Genomic DNA, 17761 nt, shown 5'->3' with positions numbered 1-17761 from the left:
TTTTATTTATTTGTTTTTATTATTGTTCGTTTACGAATTTACTTCTTTCGGCTTATAAAACAATACACCAATTGCAGAAAATATAATAACTGCTGCCGCCCCTATAACATTAAGCCATAGGAAAGAAACAATATCAAACTGATAAACCGCAATCACTGTAATTTCTGATAAAATGGCCGCAATAAATACATTGGACCCGTTGATTTTCTTATAGTAAAATGCAACAAGAAAAATCCCCAATATTGGACCATAGAAAAGGGACCCTAATACATTCACGGCTTCAATAAGAGACCCCATCTGCGTGGCAAACATGGCAACACCAATTGAGAAAATCCCCCAGGCTAAAGTATGCAGACGGCTATATTTCAATTCAGTGGCATCATCCGGAATTTCTTTTTTAAATATCAGATGAACATCTTTTAGTGAGCATGCAGCAAGGGAATTCAGTGCTGCAGAAATGGAACCCCAGCTGGCCAGAAAAATGACAGCAAACAGTAACCCGATCATTCCTACAGGCAGAGTATTTTTTACGAAATACAAGAAAATGTAATTGGTATCCGTTTTCTCCGCATTATAGTTTGAATTATTAATCGCATCCTCTACCCTGCTGTGAAGTGCTTTTACCTCGGTTTGTGTATTCTTAAAATCCTGAATTGTTTTATTAAGCTCGGGAGAATCAGTTTCTTTTAATTTTAAAATTTCTTTTGATTCTGCATTAAATTTGAGTTGTAAATCCTCGTGTTCTTTTTCAAAAGTCGCTGCCTGTTCAGGTTTTGTTTCTTTTAAATGCTGATAAGAACGTTCGTTAAAATAAATTGGAGCTGGTTTTAGAGAAAAGAAAGCGAAAAGTAAAGCACCAATCAGGAGAATCGCAAACTGCATCGGAATCTTAACCAATCCATTCAGCAGCAGCCCCATTTTTGCATTGGTATTGTCTTTCGCAGTAATATATCTCCCCACCTGGCTCTGGTCTGTACCAAAGTAAGACAATGCCAGAAAAAAACCACCGATTAATCCGCTCCAGATATTGTATTTGTCTTTCCAATCAAATTCTGTGGTGATGACATTCAGCTTTCCTGATTTTCCTGCCAGGTAAAGTGCATCGGTAAAACCAATTCCATTCGGCATATTCTGAATTAATAAATATCCTGCAAAAGCCATTGTTCCAAGAATAATAAGAAACTGCAGCTTTTGGGTATGAGCGATTGCTTTGGCACCGCCAACATAGGTGTAGATCAAAAGAATTCCCCCTGTTAAGACATTCGTTAAATAAATATTCCAGTTTAAAACGCTTGATAAAATAATACTCGGAGCGTAAATACTGATCCCTGTTGATAATCCTCTGGAAAAAAGAAAAAGCAGCGAAGTAAGCACTCTTGTTTTCTTATCAAAACGATTTTCTAAATATTCATAGGCCGTGTAAACATTTAAGCGCTGAAAAATCGGAATGAAAGTAATACAGATCACAATCATCGCCAAAGGCAGGCCAAAATAATACTGCACGAAACGCATTCCGTCCGTATACGCCTGGCCCGGTGCTGAAAGAAATGTAATGGCACTAGCCTGGGTAGCCATTATCCCTAAAAGAACAATGTACCAGGGCATTTTATTATCTGCTTTCAGGTAGGATTCGTTGCTTTTTTGGCCACGACCGATCAATACACCATAAACCACCACTACAACAAGTGTAAAAATCAAAACTATCCAATCTATAGTACTCATGCCCAGAATTTAGTAAACCAATAATAAAATACGATCTGCAATACTAATGCAACGGCTAATAGTATGTACCAGATATTCCAATTTTTAAGTTGCTTGTTCATCAGTTTTTTTGTGCAGATAAAAAGTTTAAAAATAAACGTGCCGCGCCAACATTTCCTGCAGGCAGCTGCCTGAAAAACGACAACGGAGTATAAATAAAATTACCCTTTCCGTATTTGGCATATAAAGTTGATCCCTTCAAAGGTTCTTCATCCGTATCGTGCATTTCAAAAAGCGGTTCATACGCGGCATCCCATTGAGCAGGGAAATAAGCACCACGCTCCTGTACCCAGCCTTTAAAATCATCTGTTGTAATTTTGTTCGGAAAGTTCAGTAGTTTATGATTTGGATTTAACAATGTAACCGCAGCATTTTCTTCAGTAACCCTTTTATTGGCAATGCTGAAATTGTACATTCCCAATTGATCAACGGTGGTATCCTGATTGGTGTTGTATTGCATTACCAGATTACCACCAGCTTTTGTATAAGACCACAAGAAAGGCATCCAGCGACCCAACTTCTTCTCTGTGTTATTGGCACGAACACCAAGTATGATGGCATCATATTGTGATAGCTTATTTTGGCTGCCATTTCCTCCAGATTCATTTAGGTTTCCATAAAAGTCCTCATCTTTCAGGACATCTACCTGAATACCTGCAATGCGTAAAAACTCAGGAATGAAATCGCCCGCACCTTCTATATACCCCACTTTTTTAACCTTCGTCTGAATATCCCCCTTCATTACAGTTACTGTTGCAGGTGTAAAATATTGTAGGGAAGGCAAATGCGGATACTGAATTAGTATTTGTTTTTTATTATAAGTGATCCCATCCGCCACAAAATTGGCATCCAACTGCAAACGAGACGAGTGTATTCCGGCAAGCTTAGTTTTTGTAATAACGTAATCGATGGTAGTATCTTTTCCATTGAGGGAATTTACATCAGTACCATCTAATCGCTCTCCATTATACATAAGATTTAGAACTCCTTTATTGAACTTCTTGTTAGAATTAGCTTTAATATTAAAACTCAAATGTAAATCTTCATTTTCTTTAGCCACATACAATGGTTGTGTAAATTTTAGTTCCAATGCAGGAACAATACGTAAGGCTTCTACTACATCACCACGCACCGGATCTAATTTCTTGAAAGATAAAGGAAGTTTAACCTGAAAATCTTCCGAACCGATTTTTAAACCAACCCAAACATTCAGTGGGGATTCTGCTTCAGGCAAACCGACTAAAGCCTCATCCGGAACCGAAAAAATGGCTGCATTCTTTGCTGGTCTTGCCAGCCAGTAAGGCTCTGTGAGTGCTGCATCTTCAGGAATCTGAATTGTATGTTCAATGGTAATTAAAGAGTCTTTTGATAATTTTCTATTAAAGCTTTCTGACTGACCTAGCCATTTTACATTGTTTAATACAACAGAACTTTCAGCTCTTGAAACCAGATTTAACCTGAAATTGTATCGCTCCCCGGCAACGGCTTCAGGTTGATTGGTAACTACCTCGCCCATAAATCCTGCACAGCTTAAAATAATTTGATCAAGAGATTGAAGTTTATCCTTTTTTTGATCTCCATCTTTCAGCGTCACCATTTTTTTTCGCAAATCAAGCAAAGCAGGCAAACTAAGGTCCGGATTATTGAAATTGAAAGTTGAAATAATTGTATCTAATGACTGGTCAATGTCTGCATTTCCTTGAGAAGTCCAGGTTTTAGTGACTCCATCAAAAAGTGTTGTTTTTGCAGGCTCGCCAATAACGTGGGCAAAATATTCAGTTCTGATTCCGGCTACAGACTGCGTTCCCGCACCCTGGCTTTTATGTAAACTTCTGCTTAATCCTGCCAGTTCACCATAGCCCATTCCCAATTGTGCATCATATTGCCCAACGGTCACTTTCAGTTGATTTTCAGCCGTTGTATTAACTCCTCCAAAGCGGAAAGTATTCCACAATACACGTTTTGGCTGCCATACATTGACAAATTTTAATTGTTCCGGAAAAGCATTTTTATCGCCTGCCAGCTTAAACGCTTTTTCCGCAACCACAGCCGAAGCTGCATGTTGTCCGTGGCCTGCCGCCGCATTAGGAGGAAAACGACAAATGATCACATCAGGACGGAATTTCCGGATGACCCAAACTACATCTGCTGTGATGCTGTCTGCATTCCATTGTTTAAAAGTATCGGTCGTATTTTTAGAGAACCCGAAATCAATCGCACGGGTAAAAAACTGTTGAGCTCCATCCAACTTTCTTGCTTCTAAAAGCTCGTGTGTTCTGATTAACCCCAATGCAGCACCCTGCTCTGTACCTAATAAATTCTGACCACCGTCACCTCTCGTTAAAGACAAATAACCCGTTTCTACATTTTGGTTATTGATTAACCATGACAGTAATCCCGTATTTTCATCATCGGGATGAGCTGCAAGGTACAAAACTTTAGGCAGCTGTTTAAGGGTTTTGAGTTCGCGGTAAATTTCAGATGATTTTGAAGGCCGGACCTGCTGGGCCGAACAAAAAACCGTATAAAATCCTAGGATAAATACAGTGCTTACTTTTTTGAACATTTAATTTTACTTTGCAGGACAAATATAAGTAAATCATCTTTCTTTCAATAGTAAAAGAATTAAACTGTGAATTTCATAAAAATGCTGTTTAATTTTTGTTAACCACAAAAGACACAAAAGTTTTTAGACACTTTAGTTTATTTAAGTAACAAGCATTGCGCAGATAAGTGGACTAAAGTGTTTAAAAAATAAAAACTTTTGTGGTGAAATTCAAACAGACTTTATGTATGAATTAGAGTTTCAAAGAAAATAAAAGCTCCTTATTTTTTTCTAATTATATCCCGTGTAAGATAGATATAATTAAACATGCAAAATGTGGCTATCACCCCAAAGGTATGCCATAAAAAGTGGGTCCCGAAGTCCAACCATTCCCATTGATCAATAATGCGGGAAGTAAGTGCAAGAATAAACGACAATAAAGCAAAACCTACCCATTTGCCAGCTTTCCATTTAGTATAAACCAGATAACTTAATACCGATAAAAGTACAAATGAAGCCATAATTGCATAATTTATGTTGATAAAGAGAGAAGTGTTATCTGCCAAAATCCAATTTCTCAAACCCAATGTAAGGACCAGATATACAAGAACCATTACAACGGCATAGTACCATTTGATGCTTTGTGCTAAAAAATAAAATCCTGCAGAAAAGCACAATATCATAATGGGCAGCCAATCCATCATGATAAATATGGGCCATTGTCTGAATGCATGATAAATGGTTCCTCCTAAGGCTCCAATATATAATAAAACCAGGCAGTAGGTTAAAAAAGGATATTCTTTAAAACTACCCTTCATTTTAAGCGTCCAAAAAATGGCTAAGGCTAAAAAAAATGCAGCAGTTATTGCATTTAACGGCTCAGGAAAAAAATGAGCCATATCTGTTTCTTTATATAACATACCTCCATCCAGAGGTAATTGATTTATTGGCATTGTCCTTTTTATATGGGTTCATAGGAAGGCTGTTGAACGCAAAATGCAAACACAAGCCATTTTTCTAAATATGAGTAATATACATCGTCTAAATATAGAGAAAATTATAGCATCCTATATCTGGATTTGCCTCATTATATTTTATAAAATTATTAATTCCTGCAACTTCGACTATTTCTTTTATTAGCAGATGATATCCAATCCTTCAATGTCTTGAAAGACTTGAAAATGTATGAATGTCCAGCTTTCAGCTTAACGAAAACTTAATACAAATGATATGTGTTGCATTTCAGCTGGTCCAAAATAGCCATTACTAGCTTTTATTTTAATACATTTTTAAGCTCCACAACTTCAAAGTTATCATTGTTTTCTAAAAAATGCTTTAAAATAGGAATGTGTCCCTGCCCAAAAATTAAAACAACATATTTGTCTGAAGGTTCGACCTGATCGAGAATATTTGAATAAATAGCAAGGTTTCTTAAATACCAGTCTGATACATATTCTGCTCCTGCAAAGTTTTTACCTGCTCCTACCTTTGCAATATAATTCAGATAAATTGATAAATTTCTTTTTAATTCTTCAGGTCTGTTGATGTATTGTAAAACATCAGTTATGGTACCATTTTTCAGTTTATTATCAAAATCACTGATCATTGCTTTTGCATGCACCTGTAAATCCTTCAGTAAATAAAGTTGATTATTTTCTTTTGCAGTCGCGGCCATTAAACTATCGTGTGTCATTCCATAAAATTTGTCTATGCAGTTTACACGATTTAATTTTAATTTTTTAGCTAATCTAAAGCCTATTTGCTCTCTTTCTGAAACGGTAATTTTATAATGATCTTTTAAATACAAACTGTACAAACTGTCGGTAGATCGTTGTTTGTGAATCGGCCTTTCAATCATTACTTTAGTAGCTTTTGTCTGAGACAGGGCATTCGTTAAGTTTTCTAATTCACTTTGTCGTTTTGCGCTTAGAAAATCGTCTACTTTTAATTCAAACTGATCAGTATGCGGGGTTTCAAAATGAATAGTTCCGATAAGTAAAATCTTTGTTTTCTGAGTTTGTCCGGATACGATAATCCCAAAAGCTAAAGCAAGAAATAGCATTATTACTTTCATGTTTTTTATATTGTTTTCATTGTTAAATAGTTTCTGTGGTATCATAACCGTAAACGTCTTGTCACTGCAAGACGTTATGAGCTAAAGATGCGAGTTTTTTCCATGAACCACAAATTTTTTAAATACAGTTCACAAACAATTAAAAAGCACGACTTTAAAAGTGGTATTTTCTCAGTATTGATACCTGATTCCTATTTTTTAAAATTTACATTTTTCTTTATGTCCATTTAATTCAATTTACTTATTAAATTTGCTTAACTAATGATTAATTTGCATCAATGGATCTACAGCAGCTCAAATATTTTCTGGCATTGGCAAAAGAACTTCATTTCTGGAATACCTCCGCGAAAATGAATATTACTCAATCTGCTTTGAGCCGAAATATTCAGTCTTTAGAGAGTGAACTGGGCGTTCAGCTGTTTTATCGTGATAAACGAAATGTAAAACTTACCCCAGCAGGAAAATTTTTGCAGGAAAAATGGGGTGACGAGCTTAGTCAAATGGAGGCTTTTCATCAGTTGGCCAGACAAATTCATTTAGGCGAACATGGAACAATAAGAATTGCGCATCCCGATTCTATTTCTTCTTCAGTTTTACCCGATTTTGTGAAAAAGGTTTCGGCTGCTTTTCCCACTCTTCATCTGGAATTGTTTCAGCTGACTAATGAAATTCAGGAGGAATATCTTAAAAATTACAAGATAGATCTGGCATTTTCCCGCGATATCAATACCTATTCAGGAATTAATGAAAAGAAATTATGCCAGGAAAATCTTTCTTTGGTGGTTCCTGAAAATCACCATTTCACAACCTTATCTGATATTTCTGAAGAAACATTGAAAACGCAGAAATTTCTTTTAACTACAGGAGATGACGGCAGCAGTTACAATTTGCTGGTCCAGGAAGTTCTCGGTTTTTACAAGATCAATCTTGATTCTTATATTCGATGTGAGTTTGGATCTACCATTATTTCATTAATTAAAAACGGATTAGGCATTTCGATTCTGCCACATTCTTATCATCTTCACCAAAATACCGGAATCCGTTTTATCCCTCTTCCTTTTGTTACCGATTTATACATCCAATGGCGGAAAGATGATCCTAACCCAATTCTTAAAAATATTCTGGAATTAGTTTAACACCATTTCTATGTGCGGAATTCCGTCTTCATCGTAAGGATTTCCTACTTCTTTAAAGCCCAGCGCATTGTAAAAGTTCAGCAGGTACAATTGTGCACTGATTCTAATTTTTGATTCCTTGAGAATATCCTGACAACCTTTGATTGAATTTTCCATCAGCTGCTTTCCCAGTCCCAATCCTCTATAATCTGACCCGATCACAACACGGCCAATTGAAGCGTCTTCGTAGGTTAAACCATGCGGAACAATTCTGGTATACCCTGCCAGTTTTCCGTCCACTAAACACATCAGATGATGGCATTTTAAATCTTTATCATCAATATCCTGATACACACAATTCTGTTCTATAATAAATATTTCACTTCTTAATTTTAATATGTTGTAGAGTTCGATAGTGGATAATTCTTCGAATGATTTTATAAAAAATTCAATTTTCATTTTATTGTTTTTCAAATCTAGTTTCATCATAATATCCGTCTGCTCTTCATTTCCGAGTCTGAACATATGTTTATCAAACTCTTTAAATCCATTTTTCCTGTAAAAGCTGATAGCCCGCCAATTGTTTTCCCAAACACCCAGCCAAACGTAATCTGCATTTTTTTCTGCAGCAACGGCCATCGCTTTGTCATAAAGAGCCTGCCCTACTTTCTTTCCGTGAAACTCTTTAGAAACATATATCCTTTCAATTTCAAGCGCATGATCTCCTTTCATTTCAGTTTGTGATAAACCCGTGTTGAGTTTTAAATATCCAATGACTTTATGATCCAGCTTTGCAAAGTAGAATTCAGAGTTTCTGTCGCTGAGTTCGGCACGAAGCTTTTCTGCCGCAAAACTCGTTTCAAGATATTGTGCCATGCTTTCTTCCGAATTATCCTTAGAGAATGTTTCGGAGAACGTTTTTTTACTGATCTCCTGTAGTTCTGCTATATCGTTTTCTGTAATTTTTGTGATGATCATTTCCATGTTCTATACAGTCCATTCGTAGTTCAACCAATCTTTATTTTCTTTTGCCCCAAGGCGTTCATAGAAGTTTTGCCCGGACTTGTTCCAGGGTGCAACCGCCCATTTTATTTGGGAACAATTGTTTTTTACAGCCTCCATTTTCAAAGCGTTCATTAGCTGTTCTCCAATTTTCTGACCCCGGTAATTTTCTTCTACATACAACTCTTTTATATATATTACAGGTTTGTTTTGTGCTGTGTAAGGAAGAAAATAATAGACCAGCATTCCTGCCATTTGATCTTCATTTTCTGCAATCAAACAATAAAAGTCCGGCGGGCTTTTTCTAAAACCGGATTCCTTCACTATTTCAGGGGTAATTTCAAAAGTGTCAATATATTTTTCAAAAACCGCCAGTTTCTCCATCAAAACCCAAAGTTTTTCACTGTCTGATTCTATTGCTTTTCTGATGCTCATATCTGTATTCAAATCCATGTATTTATTGCAGCAAAATTAGCGCATAGAATAATGCAGAAAAATGCTATTTTTTGATTATTTGATCTGATTTTTGCATTAAAACAGGAACGAAAAGTTTATTGATAATCCGGCCTTATTTACGTAGGCAAGTGATGCAGCTTTGTCGATGATGAAAATATTCATTTTTGTGGTCTATTTTAAGATCACCATTTCTGAACCCAGCTAAATATTATTCTTATTATTAAACATCACATTTAATCTTTGGCTTGTGAAACCCTGAGAACATTATCGATAGTAAGATCCATAGCAGTGTCTGATTTTACCTTAAAACTATAGCCGCTTCCTATGGATGTAGCATCAGCAACTGCTACAAAATAAAACACTAAACTTCCTGTTGTGGTACCATTAGGAGCAATTGCTGTTTGATCCATAGAAAGTGTTCCTGTAGCATTCGTCATATTAACTGTTACAAATCCTACAGATCCGTTATTTTTATTATCAAATTTAGCAATAACTCTCCATGTATGCACCTGGCCAGGCACCGAATTATCCAGAAACCTTCCGGTCGCCTGGTTATAAATATTTGCGGCTGACGGGGAAGCTATATTTTCCGGCCAACTGGTTGTGGGTGCTGCCGCTACATCGGTTAAAAGATTGATGGTCTGATAAACAATATTCTGGAAAGCATTAAGAGGAATTCCCCCTGAAGTTTTAAATGAAAAGAAAGGCTTTACTCCTGATCCACTGTTAATTCTTACCACACCTTCATTGGCAGAGGTAAGTGTTGCAGAAGAAAGAACAGAGCTCCATTGCGTTCCGTTATAATAACGCAATGTTTTATTTGCAGTATCATAAATCACCATTCCTGCAATAGGTGTAGTGATGTTTCCCCCCGGATTGGCATTTCTTGGCATAATAATCCCTGAATTAGCTGATGATACATCAAGAATTCCCTGCGGAGTGGCAGTACCTATTCCAAGATTCCCATTCATATCTATCCTGATCCTTTCCACATTATTTGTTTTCAAAACAAGTGGAGAAGAATTAGTAGTTCCAATTTCGTCTTTAGAAGTTAAAAGCTTGGTCCATGTCGTACCGTTACTCACGTAAGCTCCGGGGCTTACGTCTTCTGATGTTATCGTATTGTATACAAGCATCCCAGCGTTAAAAACTCCGGTCGTGGTATTGGCAAGCGCTACCCGATTCAGCAAAAGCCCTTTGTTTTCTGAACCTAGCGTTAAATCAGAATTCAGATCAGGCTCTGAAGTATTAATACCTATCTGTGCAAAAACCATCGTAGAGGTTGCAAATAAAATGAAAAAAGAAATTGTTTTCATAATAATTAGTTTTGGTTACCACAAAGTTAAAAAAATACACTATGTAGTGATATATAATTAATAAACTCCGCATTTATTAAGAAAACATAAAAAAACAACTACAACACATAAGTAATCTACCAGATATATTACAATCAAAATAATCATATTCAAAATGCGAGTTACAGGAAATTACAGGTTCTCATTAGATAGGGCACTGAACTATTTTTAATAAAGCCTGCAATCCAAAAAATTTTGAATATGATCTCGTCAGGTTTTCTAATTCCCCAAAAGGTATTTATGATTTAGAATTCTAGCCAGAAAATTCTGCTGGTCTATTTAGACTATGGACAATTTATCATATTTAATGATAACTATTTATATTTAGCTGTACTATAATTGGTCACATCTTCACATTATCAAAACTGCTTGAAATACAACAATAAGCTCAAACACATGTATGTTAAACAAAAAACAACTTTTTTTAGGAAAAAATAGAATTTAATATAAATAGATTCAATTAACATAAAATACTGAAATTAAAATCATTACAAACCCACTTATAATTCCTATACTTCAATATAATATTAAGTATTAATTAATTTTATTCAATTATAAATGTATTTTTTTATTTTTTTATTAAAAAAAAGGTATATTTGACTTACCCAAAATAACACCTTAACATGAAAACAAAATTTACACTATTCAGTGCTATTCTTATTACTGGATCCGCATGTGCCCAAGTAGGCTTCAATACAACTTTACCGAAAACAACAATGGATGTCTCTGCTAAAAGAGATGGTTCCGGAGTGATTACGGATAATACACAAACATTCGGGTTACAGGCTCCAAGGCTTACAAGAGCTGAACTTACCGCCAACACGGCTTCCTATGGCAGCGACCAAAGAGGAGCATTAATTTATATTACGGATGTTACCGGTGGCGATGCTACAGGACAACGTATTAATGTTACTGCTATGGGTTATTATTATTTTGATGGAGCAGTATGGCAAAGGCTTACCCAGGCAACCAATACAATCGCTCCGGCAATTTCAGCATTACAATGTACTACAGCCTATTTAAATCCCTCTACTTATACTGCCGGCACTCCTTTCAACGGAAACCTGAGAGTTACTTATAATCAGGGAAACGGTGGCGCGTATAATTCAGGTGCTCCTTTTACAGTGAATGGATTAACCTTCCAGCTAAGACCCGGAACATTAGAGTTTGGGGATGGTGAATTGGTATTCTCAGTGACAGGAACTCCTACCACGGGTAATAATATGACTCTTCCTTTGAACAGCACAGCAATTCCTTTCTTAACGGCAGCCCAAAACTGTACTGCGACAGTAGGAAATACCAGCCGTGCAGATATTTCTGATCTCGCCGTGATGGGATATCCTACCCTCACAACCGATCCTAATGGGAAACAGGCCTATACTTTACCTCTTGCTACTCCAGACGGTAAGTATTCAATCAGGGTAATATTCGATACCACAAGTGGTACCACCACTGCTGTTCCGAATGTACAATTGTTTAATAATACAGGTTCTACCGTTAATCTATATTGGAATTATAACACCGAATATGGCGGATATATTGGTTCAGCTGTAACAACTACCGGTATTACTTCAGGAGTATGGGGCGGTATGAATGATTCATCAACTAGCTGGTTTCCTCAAGGTATAGGAGCAGTAGGATCTGCATACTGGGGAAATATAGGGATTATAGATGGAGCAGGAGGCGGACCTGAGCATAGAAGATATACCTGGATAGACAGTAATGCTTCTTCAAAAACGGCTTACACTGCAACCATTATGGTAGGAGCGCCTACTTCAGGCAGCGCCCAACCTAACCTTTCTAAAGTATACATCAAGATAGAGCAAGTAAAAGCACCATAATAGAATGCCCCTGAAAAAGGGGCATTTTTTATTGATCTACGGTATTTATTGTAAATGTACGGATGTAGAATCATATTTTAAATTATTTGGTAAACGCAAAGTATATAAGTAATTCTGCTTTATTGTAAGGAGGCAAAGTAATGCGACGTTGTCGCTGATGAAGCTTTATGGTTATTCACACGCTTCGACGAATCAACAAAGTTGATTCTATCCTTTGCTCCCTAAAAATACACATAACGAAGCTAGAACTTTGCGTTTAAAAAAAACACATCATCAATACGTTAATCATCTGAATCAATAGTTTATACACAACCCTCCTATCCTGGATGAGTATCAGCCATCTTCTTTTCTCTCTTTCTTTGAACAATAAGGTATGCAGCATCCAGCATTTTAACGGTATGGATGTAAGGCATCACGATATTTCTTTCCGGTAGATTTTCATAGACACCCATGGAGAAATAGACGATTCCGGACATAAAATAATCAAATTCTTTGAGGGTGTATGCTCCGAATGCTTTTTTGAAAACCAGCAGCGGATTCCGGTATTCCTTCTCCGAAAGCAAGCCAAGAACCCACGGGGAAATCTTTTCCGGCTGGGTATCTACCGTCCATTTTCTTTCCTTCAGCATCATGAGATACCCTGCCCGGATCAACGACCTCATCGACTGATGAAACTGGAAGATCAGCGCCGGATCTTCATGGACCCAGCTATTTCTCTTTACCGCATAGTTCACTAAGTTGCTGAGCATTTCTTTGGAATCATCCAGCTCATTGAAGTGGAAGAAAGTTTCCATCAGCTGTAGCCCGGAGTGCTTGCTGTCTGCCCGAAAGCGGGTATCGAAATGTGTTTTTATCTTTTTCATTGGTTGTATTTTTTTATAAATGTAAGAAAAAAACAAATAAAACACATATATGTGTTGATGAAAAATTTTAGAAAGCTCAACCTTTACTAAATGTATAAATGGGAAATAGAAGAATTAAAATTTCAAATTGGAAAGCTTATTCAGTTACATAGGCTCAAAAGAGAACTTTCACAATTACAACTTGGAAATGAGCTCAATATCTCAAGTAACCATGTTGGTAGAATTGAAAGGGCTGAAACTAATCCAACTATTGAAAGTCTTATTACATTCTGTAATTTTCTAGAAATTGATCTATTACATTTATTTACAAAGCTTAATGAAAAGGAATTAAAGAAGATTGAAAGTGAAATCAATCAACTGCAAAAAGAATTTAAAAATCAAAATAAGAGAAAATCCTGACGAAAGTTGGGACTTTTACTTTACGGAAAACCGTAAGGATATGATTTTAAGCTCATTTACCTTTGCTCTTATTAACCCTAAAAATTATTTATTATGAGCGATGACTTAAGCAAAAAAAGGCCACAAGATGCAACCAAAGTGAATGTAAACGAAAGTTGGGAGCTAGAATATTGGTCAAAAAAGTTTGGTGTTACCAAAGAACAATTAAAAGATGCAGTTAAAGCTGTTGGAGTTTCTGCCGCTGCCGTTCAAAATTATCTTGGAAAGTAATGGAAGTTTTTCAATAGGAAAATTTTATTTTAGTAATAAATCCTGACGAGAGTTAGGATTTGCTTTTTACAATCATTGTATAATTGATAATTAAGAGTTTTTATATTAACTTACATAATATTTTTCAAACAAAACACCATGACTCATATTGAAAGAAAGAAAGAAATTGCTATTGGAATTCTCCCTAAAAAGGAAACAGAAAATTATAATACAGTAATTAAGCATCTAGAAAAAAACAGCACATCACAACATACTGAATTTGCAAAGAAAAATTGGGAAAAAGCAAATTTATCATTACAAGCACAGTACTCATCGAGTTGTAACCTTACTACAGAAAAAAATTTACGCCATTTTTTACTAGAATTTAATTCAAGAGCATGGCATACTGGCTTATGGTCTATGCCTACTATGTTTAATATAATGGAAAGTTTTTTTAATTATAAAAAACCAGAAATTTATTTTGAACTAATCGAAGAAGAAAACTATTATGTTGCATTGTTTGATTTTCTAGAATTTGTTACATCGGATAAATTTGTATTGGATAAAATTATTCTAGAAAATACTATTAGTGAAAATATAATCTACAATTTTGAGTTTAATAAGGATTTCGAAAAAATAACATTTAAAAATTCTAACGATCAGATTTTTATAATTAAAGGAGTTTCAATGATTCGAAGAGAAAGTGAAATTACCTTATCATTAATTACTGGAAAAAGGAAAACAGAAACAGACTTTATAGATAAAAATATTTACAAAGATTTCAGACCAGCAAATCCTGAAAAAGTTAAGATTGTTGAAAAAATTAGAAATGATTTTAAAAATAATGAATTAGAATTTGAGTATTTAGATAAAGATAAATGCTATATTAAAACAATAATTGCAATTAGATTAGATCTTGAAACACTAACCATCGACTCAAGATATGTTGGAGAAGAGACAAATATGATGTTTAATATCACAACTGATGATTTAACCATTTTTATTGATAATAATGGCAATTTTCTTAGTAAGGAACATGAAGAGTTATTTAAAAATAATATTGAAGAAATTTTTAAATATGATGCCATATATGATTTAATAAATTATTTGATATATCTACCTCATTATTTTAATATAAATGAAAATTATATTAAAGATGAAGATATTGATACAGAATATAAAAAATTAATTAAAAACCCTCTTAAAAAAAGAAAGTTTAAAAATACTCTTGGATACAAAACTCCAATTAAAAATATATTTTACTTGGATAAGAAAGATATTTTATCTCCTAGCAAAATAATACTTAGAGATGATCTTTTTAAAGTACAGAAATCTGGATATTGGAAAACCTTATTGCCAGAAGAGATTGGATTAGATAAAAAAGGTAAAACAATTCATGGCAGAACGTGGGTAAGCCAAAGTTCTTCTTGGTTTGAAGCATCCGAAAACGATTTAATAATAGAAGAAGAACAAACTATTTTAGAAGGGCCAAATACTGGATATATCTATATTTTACGTAATCCTGTTATGGGAAAAAATATTTTTAAAATTGGACTTACTAGGAATGAAGTAAATTATAGAGTCGAGCAGTTATCAAAAACTAGTATTCCAGATAAATTTTATAAAGCCCAAGAATGGTTAGTAAAAGATTGTATATTGGCAGAAAAAAGAATACATAAAACTTTACAAGATTATAGAATAGACCCTAGAAGAGAATTTTTTGATGTAAGTTATAATAAAGCAATTGATATAATTACAAAAACTGTCAAAGAGATAAATGAAATATAAATTCCTTTAAACTATCTCAAATTAAAGAGACTTTGTACAGTAAAAACACCCTTCTAATCTAAATAATTTATTGAGCCATTCTAAATTTATAAATTTTTGATAATAGCCAATTACAAATGTTCAGGATATGGAAATAACATTTTACTATTCTTTCAAAGAATTTGAAAAAAATTATAATATTGATTTTAAAAACTGGGGTGATACCTATCCTGATGCTGATGAAATTGATTATTTGAATGAACTAAAGAATAAATACCAATTATTTTTTTATGAAAATAATTCTGATTTTATAATAAACTCAAATTGGATTTATAATGAATATCCTGAATATGAGGAATTATCAATCATAGCATACCATGAGTTTATGCAAGGGAAACTAATAGATTATTTATATAGTAATGGATTTTCAAATTTTGACGGAGATTTTTTAGAAATTCCCTCCGCTACCGCACGAATCCTTTCGTGTGGTTTTTAAACTTACAAATCAAAACATTCTAAAAACAACAATATTATCCAAAAGCCCTTTTTCATCAGAATAATCTATTGCACTACTGTATATATAATCTTCCGCATTGAAAACTAAACCTGCTTCTACAGGATTTTGATGTACATAATTAATCTTTGTCCATTTATGCTTCTGAAAACTAAATGTACATGGCTTGACATGCATGTATTTCATTCCTCTATTCTTTTTGCAAAATCTTAAACTTTCTGAAAGAATTTCTTTGTATTCATTTCTAATGAAGACATCCAGCCAACCTACGACAGCGAAACTTATGAAATATAATCCTTCAGGATTATGGAATTTATAATTACGACTCATCAAGAATGTTTTTATAAAGATAAAAACTTTATGAGAAAATGATTGAAATAAAAACCACACGATGCAATCGTGCGGTAGCGAGGGAAAATATTTGATCTTACTTAATATTTAATTGCGTTTCAAACAATACGGTTTTCCGTAATGTATAGGTTTTAAATTACTCTAAATTTAGTATGTTAAATAAATTCATTATGGAAACAATTAAAGCAATTAAGCCTGGCCCAAAGCCTAGCAAACCTGATGGAACTCCAGATAGAAGACGAAGAGTTACACCAGAAGTAAGACCAAAACACCCAGAATTAAAACCTCACAAGCACAAACCTGGAGATTCAAAATAATCTTAATTATTACAAATGTCTCTTAAAGTCTCAGCGCTGCTGGGATTTTTTAATTACCGAGAACAATAAGTTTAGTAATAATTTACGATAGAGTTATAAGAGAAATATTGAAATCAAGTAATAAAAAGTCAACCTATAAATTCATGACACTTAAAGAAATTGAAAAAGCTAAACTAGAAAATCAAAAACTTTATAAGGAAAAGATCATTAGTAAAAATGAGTATATTGAAAAATTATTTGAACTATTAAAGGAATTAGATGAACATAAATATAGATTAGAAAACATTCATCTAGAGTTTTTTAAAAATATAAAGAATTGGTTTAGAAAAAAAATCAACAAAAGAGAATAATCTGCTCTTCAGAAATAAATCAAAAAAATCCCAACTTTCTTTGGGATTTTTAAGTAAAGAGCATCTAATGCTATATTATTACAGAATTTACCTTATTTTTTCACCAGCTCTGCTCTACGGTTTTGCGCCTTCGCTTGTTCAGAACTATTATCTGCAATAGGATTTTTGCTGCCGAATACATCTAATGTTTTTTTATTTAAACAAAACATCAAACTCGTTATCAAAAACCATTGTTTTTTTGCTTACAAAAAATGATATAGAAAGATGACATCTCCTGTATAAGCAGGTTTACCCTGATCTTTTATCAGAAGCTTTGCTTCAACCACTACTTTTACGGTTCCTCTGAGATCGGTAACCGATTTTACGGTTGCCTGGAGCTTTACATCGCTGTCTACCGTTACAGCCTGACCAAATTTGAGATTCTCAATCCCATAATTGATTTCCATTTTTACGTTTCTTACATCGGCAATTTGTTTCCAGAGATAAGGAATCAGTGATAACAGTAAATAGCCATGGGCAATGGTAGATTGAAAGGGACCTTCTTTTTCAGCCCTTTCCTTATCAATATGAATCCACTGATCATCTAAAGTAGCTTCAGCAAATTTGTTGATTTGCTTTTGATCTATGGTGTGCCAGTCAGAAAACCCAACCAGTTGGCCTTCCAAAGCTTTATATTCAATAAAATTGTTGATGATAATCATTCTATTCCTTTGTTTTATAATAAGCCGGCTCATATTCTTTTCCTAAAAAACCTCTCACATAACGTGTGAGAGGCCAATGAACATAATGAAAATAAAAAGTA

General features: G+C 34.3%; 18 protein-coding genes. 8 read left to right on the top strand and 10 right to left on the bottom strand.

Annotated features, from left to right (window positions below; all coding sequences use genetic code 11):
• Positions 1-30 precede the first annotated feature (30 nt).
• The 4 genes from AC3HD6_RS03805 to AC3HD6_RS03790 all read right to left on the bottom strand — a co-directional run bounded on the left by AC3HD6_RS03805 (position 31) and on the right by AC3HD6_RS03790 (position 6380).
• Positions 31-1722, bottom strand: coding sequence for a sodium:solute symporter family protein (locus AC3HD6_RS03805; RefSeq protein WP_488895145.1), 1692 nt, complete (start codon positions 1720-1722; stop codon positions 31-33).
• A gap of 100 nt (positions 1723-1822) precedes the next feature.
• A complete protein-coding gene (locus tag AC3HD6_RS03800; RefSeq protein ID WP_488895144.1) occupies positions 1823-4327 on the bottom strand; it encodes a PIG-L family deacetylase in 2505 nt (834 codons plus the stop codon).
• Between the two features lie 260 nt (positions 4328-4587).
• Entirely contained in the window at positions 4588-5259 is a 672-nt protein-coding gene (locus AC3HD6_RS03795; RefSeq protein ID WP_488895143.1) for a hypothetical protein, read from the bottom strand.
• A 320-nt stretch (positions 5260-5579) separates the two neighbouring features.
• Positions 5580-6380 carry a DUF5694 domain-containing protein gene (locus AC3HD6_RS03790; protein ID WP_488895142.1) on the bottom strand — a complete coding sequence of 267 codons (801 nt, stop codon included), beginning with the start codon at positions 6378-6380 and terminating at the stop codon, positions 5580-5582.
• 278 nt (positions 6381-6658) lie between these two features.
• Between AC3HD6_RS03790 and AC3HD6_RS03785 the strand changes: the two genes are divergently transcribed.
• A complete protein-coding gene (locus tag AC3HD6_RS03785) occupies positions 6659-7516 on the top strand; it encodes a LysR family transcriptional regulator (protein WP_488895141.1) in 858 nt (285 codons plus the stop codon).
• Here AC3HD6_RS03785 and AC3HD6_RS03780 read toward each other — a convergent pair.
• From AC3HD6_RS03780 to AC3HD6_RS03770, 3 genes are all read right to left on the bottom strand, one after another.
• Complete coding sequence (locus AC3HD6_RS03780) at positions 7508-8479, bottom strand: GNAT family N-acetyltransferase (protein WP_488895140.1); 972 nt, start codon at positions 8477-8479, stop codon at positions 7508-7510. The genes AC3HD6_RS03785 and AC3HD6_RS03780 overlap by 9 nt on opposite strands.
• Positions 8480-8482: 3 nt before the next feature.
• Entirely contained in the window at positions 8483-8950 is a 468-nt protein-coding gene (locus AC3HD6_RS03775) for a GNAT family N-acetyltransferase (RefSeq protein WP_488895139.1), read from the bottom strand.
• A gap of 236 nt (positions 8951-9186) precedes the next feature.
• A complete protein-coding gene (locus AC3HD6_RS03770; RefSeq protein ID WP_488895138.1) occupies positions 9187-10269 on the bottom strand; it encodes a hypothetical protein in 1083 nt (360 codons plus the stop codon).
• A 662-nt stretch (positions 10270-10931) separates the two neighbouring features.
• Here AC3HD6_RS03770 and AC3HD6_RS03765 point away from each other — a divergent pair.
• On the top strand, positions 10932-12149 hold the full coding sequence (locus AC3HD6_RS03765; RefSeq protein WP_488895137.1) for a hypothetical protein: 1218 nt from the start codon (positions 10932-10934) through the stop codon (positions 12147-12149).
• A gap of 317 nt (positions 12150-12466) precedes the next feature.
• On the opposite strand, the gene AC3HD6_RS03760 is transcribed toward AC3HD6_RS03765, so the two are convergent.
• Positions 12467-12943: a hypothetical protein gene (locus AC3HD6_RS03760; RefSeq protein ID WP_488895136.1), complete on the bottom strand. Its 477-nt coding sequence runs from the start codon at positions 12941-12943 to the stop codon at positions 12467-12469.
• Between the two features lie 159 nt (positions 12944-13102).
• Between AC3HD6_RS03760 and AC3HD6_RS03755 the strand changes: the two genes are divergently transcribed.
• The 4 genes from AC3HD6_RS03755 (at position 13103) to AC3HD6_RS03740 (ending at position 15923) form a co-directional block, all read left to right on the top strand.
• A complete protein-coding gene (locus AC3HD6_RS03755; protein WP_488895135.1) occupies positions 13103-13411 on the top strand; it encodes a helix-turn-helix domain-containing protein in 309 nt (102 codons plus the stop codon).
• Positions 13412-13504: 93 nt separating this feature from the next.
• Positions 13505-13681 carry a DUF3606 domain-containing protein gene (locus AC3HD6_RS03750; RefSeq protein ID WP_488895134.1) on the top strand — a complete coding sequence of 59 codons (177 nt, stop codon included), beginning with the start codon at positions 13505-13507 and terminating at the stop codon, positions 13679-13681.
• Between the two features lie 138 nt (positions 13682-13819).
• Positions 13820-15448, top strand: coding sequence for a GIY-YIG nuclease family protein (locus AC3HD6_RS03745; RefSeq protein ID WP_488895133.1), 1629 nt, complete (start codon positions 13820-13822; stop codon positions 15446-15448).
• A 127-nt stretch (positions 15449-15575) separates the two neighbouring features.
• Positions 15576-15923 carry a hypothetical protein gene (locus AC3HD6_RS03740; protein ID WP_488895132.1) on the top strand — a complete coding sequence of 116 codons (348 nt, stop codon included), beginning with the start codon at positions 15576-15578 and terminating at the stop codon, positions 15921-15923.
• 9 nt (positions 15924-15932) lie between these two features.
• On the opposite strand, the gene AC3HD6_RS03735 is transcribed toward AC3HD6_RS03740, so the two are convergent.
• Positions 15933-16271 carry a transposase gene (locus tag AC3HD6_RS03735; protein ID WP_488895131.1) on the bottom strand — a complete coding sequence of 113 codons (339 nt, stop codon included), beginning with the start codon at positions 16269-16271 and terminating at the stop codon, positions 15933-15935.
• Positions 16272-16462: 191 nt separating this feature from the next.
• Between AC3HD6_RS03735 and AC3HD6_RS03730 the strand changes: the two genes are divergently transcribed.
• On the top strand, positions 16463-16609 hold the full coding sequence (locus tag AC3HD6_RS03730) for a hypothetical protein (protein ID WP_172279071.1): 147 nt from the start codon (positions 16463-16465) through the stop codon (positions 16607-16609).
• A 143-nt stretch (positions 16610-16752) separates the two neighbouring features.
• The gene (locus tag AC3HD6_RS03725) at positions 16753-16959 is read left to right on the top strand and encodes a hypothetical protein (protein WP_488895130.1); all 207 of its coding nucleotides are present in this window, start codon (positions 16753-16755) and stop codon (positions 16957-16959) included.
• Positions 16960-17201: 242 nt separating this feature from the next.
• On the opposite strand, the gene AC3HD6_RS03720 is transcribed toward AC3HD6_RS03725, so the two are convergent.
• Entirely contained in the window at positions 17202-17660 is a 459-nt protein-coding gene (locus AC3HD6_RS03720) for a MaoC family dehydratase (RefSeq protein ID WP_488895129.1), read from the bottom strand.
• Positions 17661-17761: the final 101 nt, after the last annotated feature.

Source organism: Chryseobacterium sp. II3a, assembly GCF_057815135.1.
This window is presented reverse-complemented; position numbering and strand designations above follow the sequence as displayed.

Coding starts and splice junctions, on each gene's coding strand:
- AC3HD6_RS03805 (WP_488895145.1), bottom strand. CDS start 1,722: ATGAGTACTATAGATTGGATAGTTTTGATTTTTACACTTGTTGTAGTG.
- AC3HD6_RS03800 (WP_488895144.1), bottom strand. CDS start 4,327: ATGTTCAAAAAAGTAAGCACTGTATTTATCCTAGGATTTTATACGGTT.
- AC3HD6_RS03795 (WP_488895143.1), bottom strand. CDS start 5,259: ATGCCAATAAATCAATTACCTCTGGATGGAGGTATGTTATATAAAGAA.
- AC3HD6_RS03790 (WP_488895142.1), bottom strand. CDS start 6,380: ATGAAAGTAATAATGCTATTTCTTGCTTTAGCTTTTGGGATTATCGTA.
- AC3HD6_RS03785 (WP_488895141.1), top strand. CDS start 6,659: ATGGATCTACAGCAGCTCAAATATTTTCTGGCATTGGCAAAAGAACTT.
- AC3HD6_RS03780 (WP_488895140.1), bottom strand. CDS start 8,479: ATGGAAATGATCATCACAAAAATTACAGAAAACGATATAGCAGAACTA.
- AC3HD6_RS03775 (WP_488895139.1), bottom strand. CDS start 8,950: ATGGATTTGAATACAGATATGAGCATCAGAAAAGCAATAGAATCAGAC.
- AC3HD6_RS03770 (WP_488895138.1), bottom strand. CDS start 10,269: ATGAAAACAATTTCTTTTTTCATTTTATTTGCAACCTCTACGATGGTT.
- AC3HD6_RS03765 (WP_488895137.1), top strand. CDS start 10,932: ATGAAAACAAAATTTACACTATTCAGTGCTATTCTTATTACTGGATCC.
- AC3HD6_RS03760 (WP_488895136.1), bottom strand. CDS start 12,943: ATGGAAACTTTCTTCCACTTCAATGAGCTGGATGATTCCAAAGAAATG.
- AC3HD6_RS03755 (WP_488895135.1), top strand. CDS start 13,103: ATGTATAAATGGGAAATAGAAGAATTAAAATTTCAAATTGGAAAGCTT.
- AC3HD6_RS03750 (WP_488895134.1), top strand. CDS start 13,505: ATGAGCGATGACTTAAGCAAAAAAAGGCCACAAGATGCAACCAAAGTG.
- AC3HD6_RS03745 (WP_488895133.1), top strand. CDS start 13,820: ATGACTCATATTGAAAGAAAGAAAGAAATTGCTATTGGAATTCTCCCT.
- AC3HD6_RS03740 (WP_488895132.1), top strand. CDS start 15,576: ATGGAAATAACATTTTACTATTCTTTCAAAGAATTTGAAAAAAATTAT.
- AC3HD6_RS03735 (WP_488895131.1), bottom strand. CDS start 16,271: ATGAGTCGTAATTATAAATTCCATAATCCTGAAGGATTATATTTCATA.
- AC3HD6_RS03730 (WP_172279071.1), top strand. CDS start 16,463: ATGGAAACAATTAAAGCAATTAAGCCTGGCCCAAAGCCTAGCAAACCT.
- AC3HD6_RS03725 (WP_488895130.1), top strand. CDS start 16,753: ATGACACTTAAAGAAATTGAAAAAGCTAAACTAGAAAATCAAAAACTT.
- AC3HD6_RS03720 (WP_488895129.1), bottom strand. CDS start 17,660: ATGATTATCATCAACAATTTTATTGAATATAAAGCTTTGGAAGGCCAA.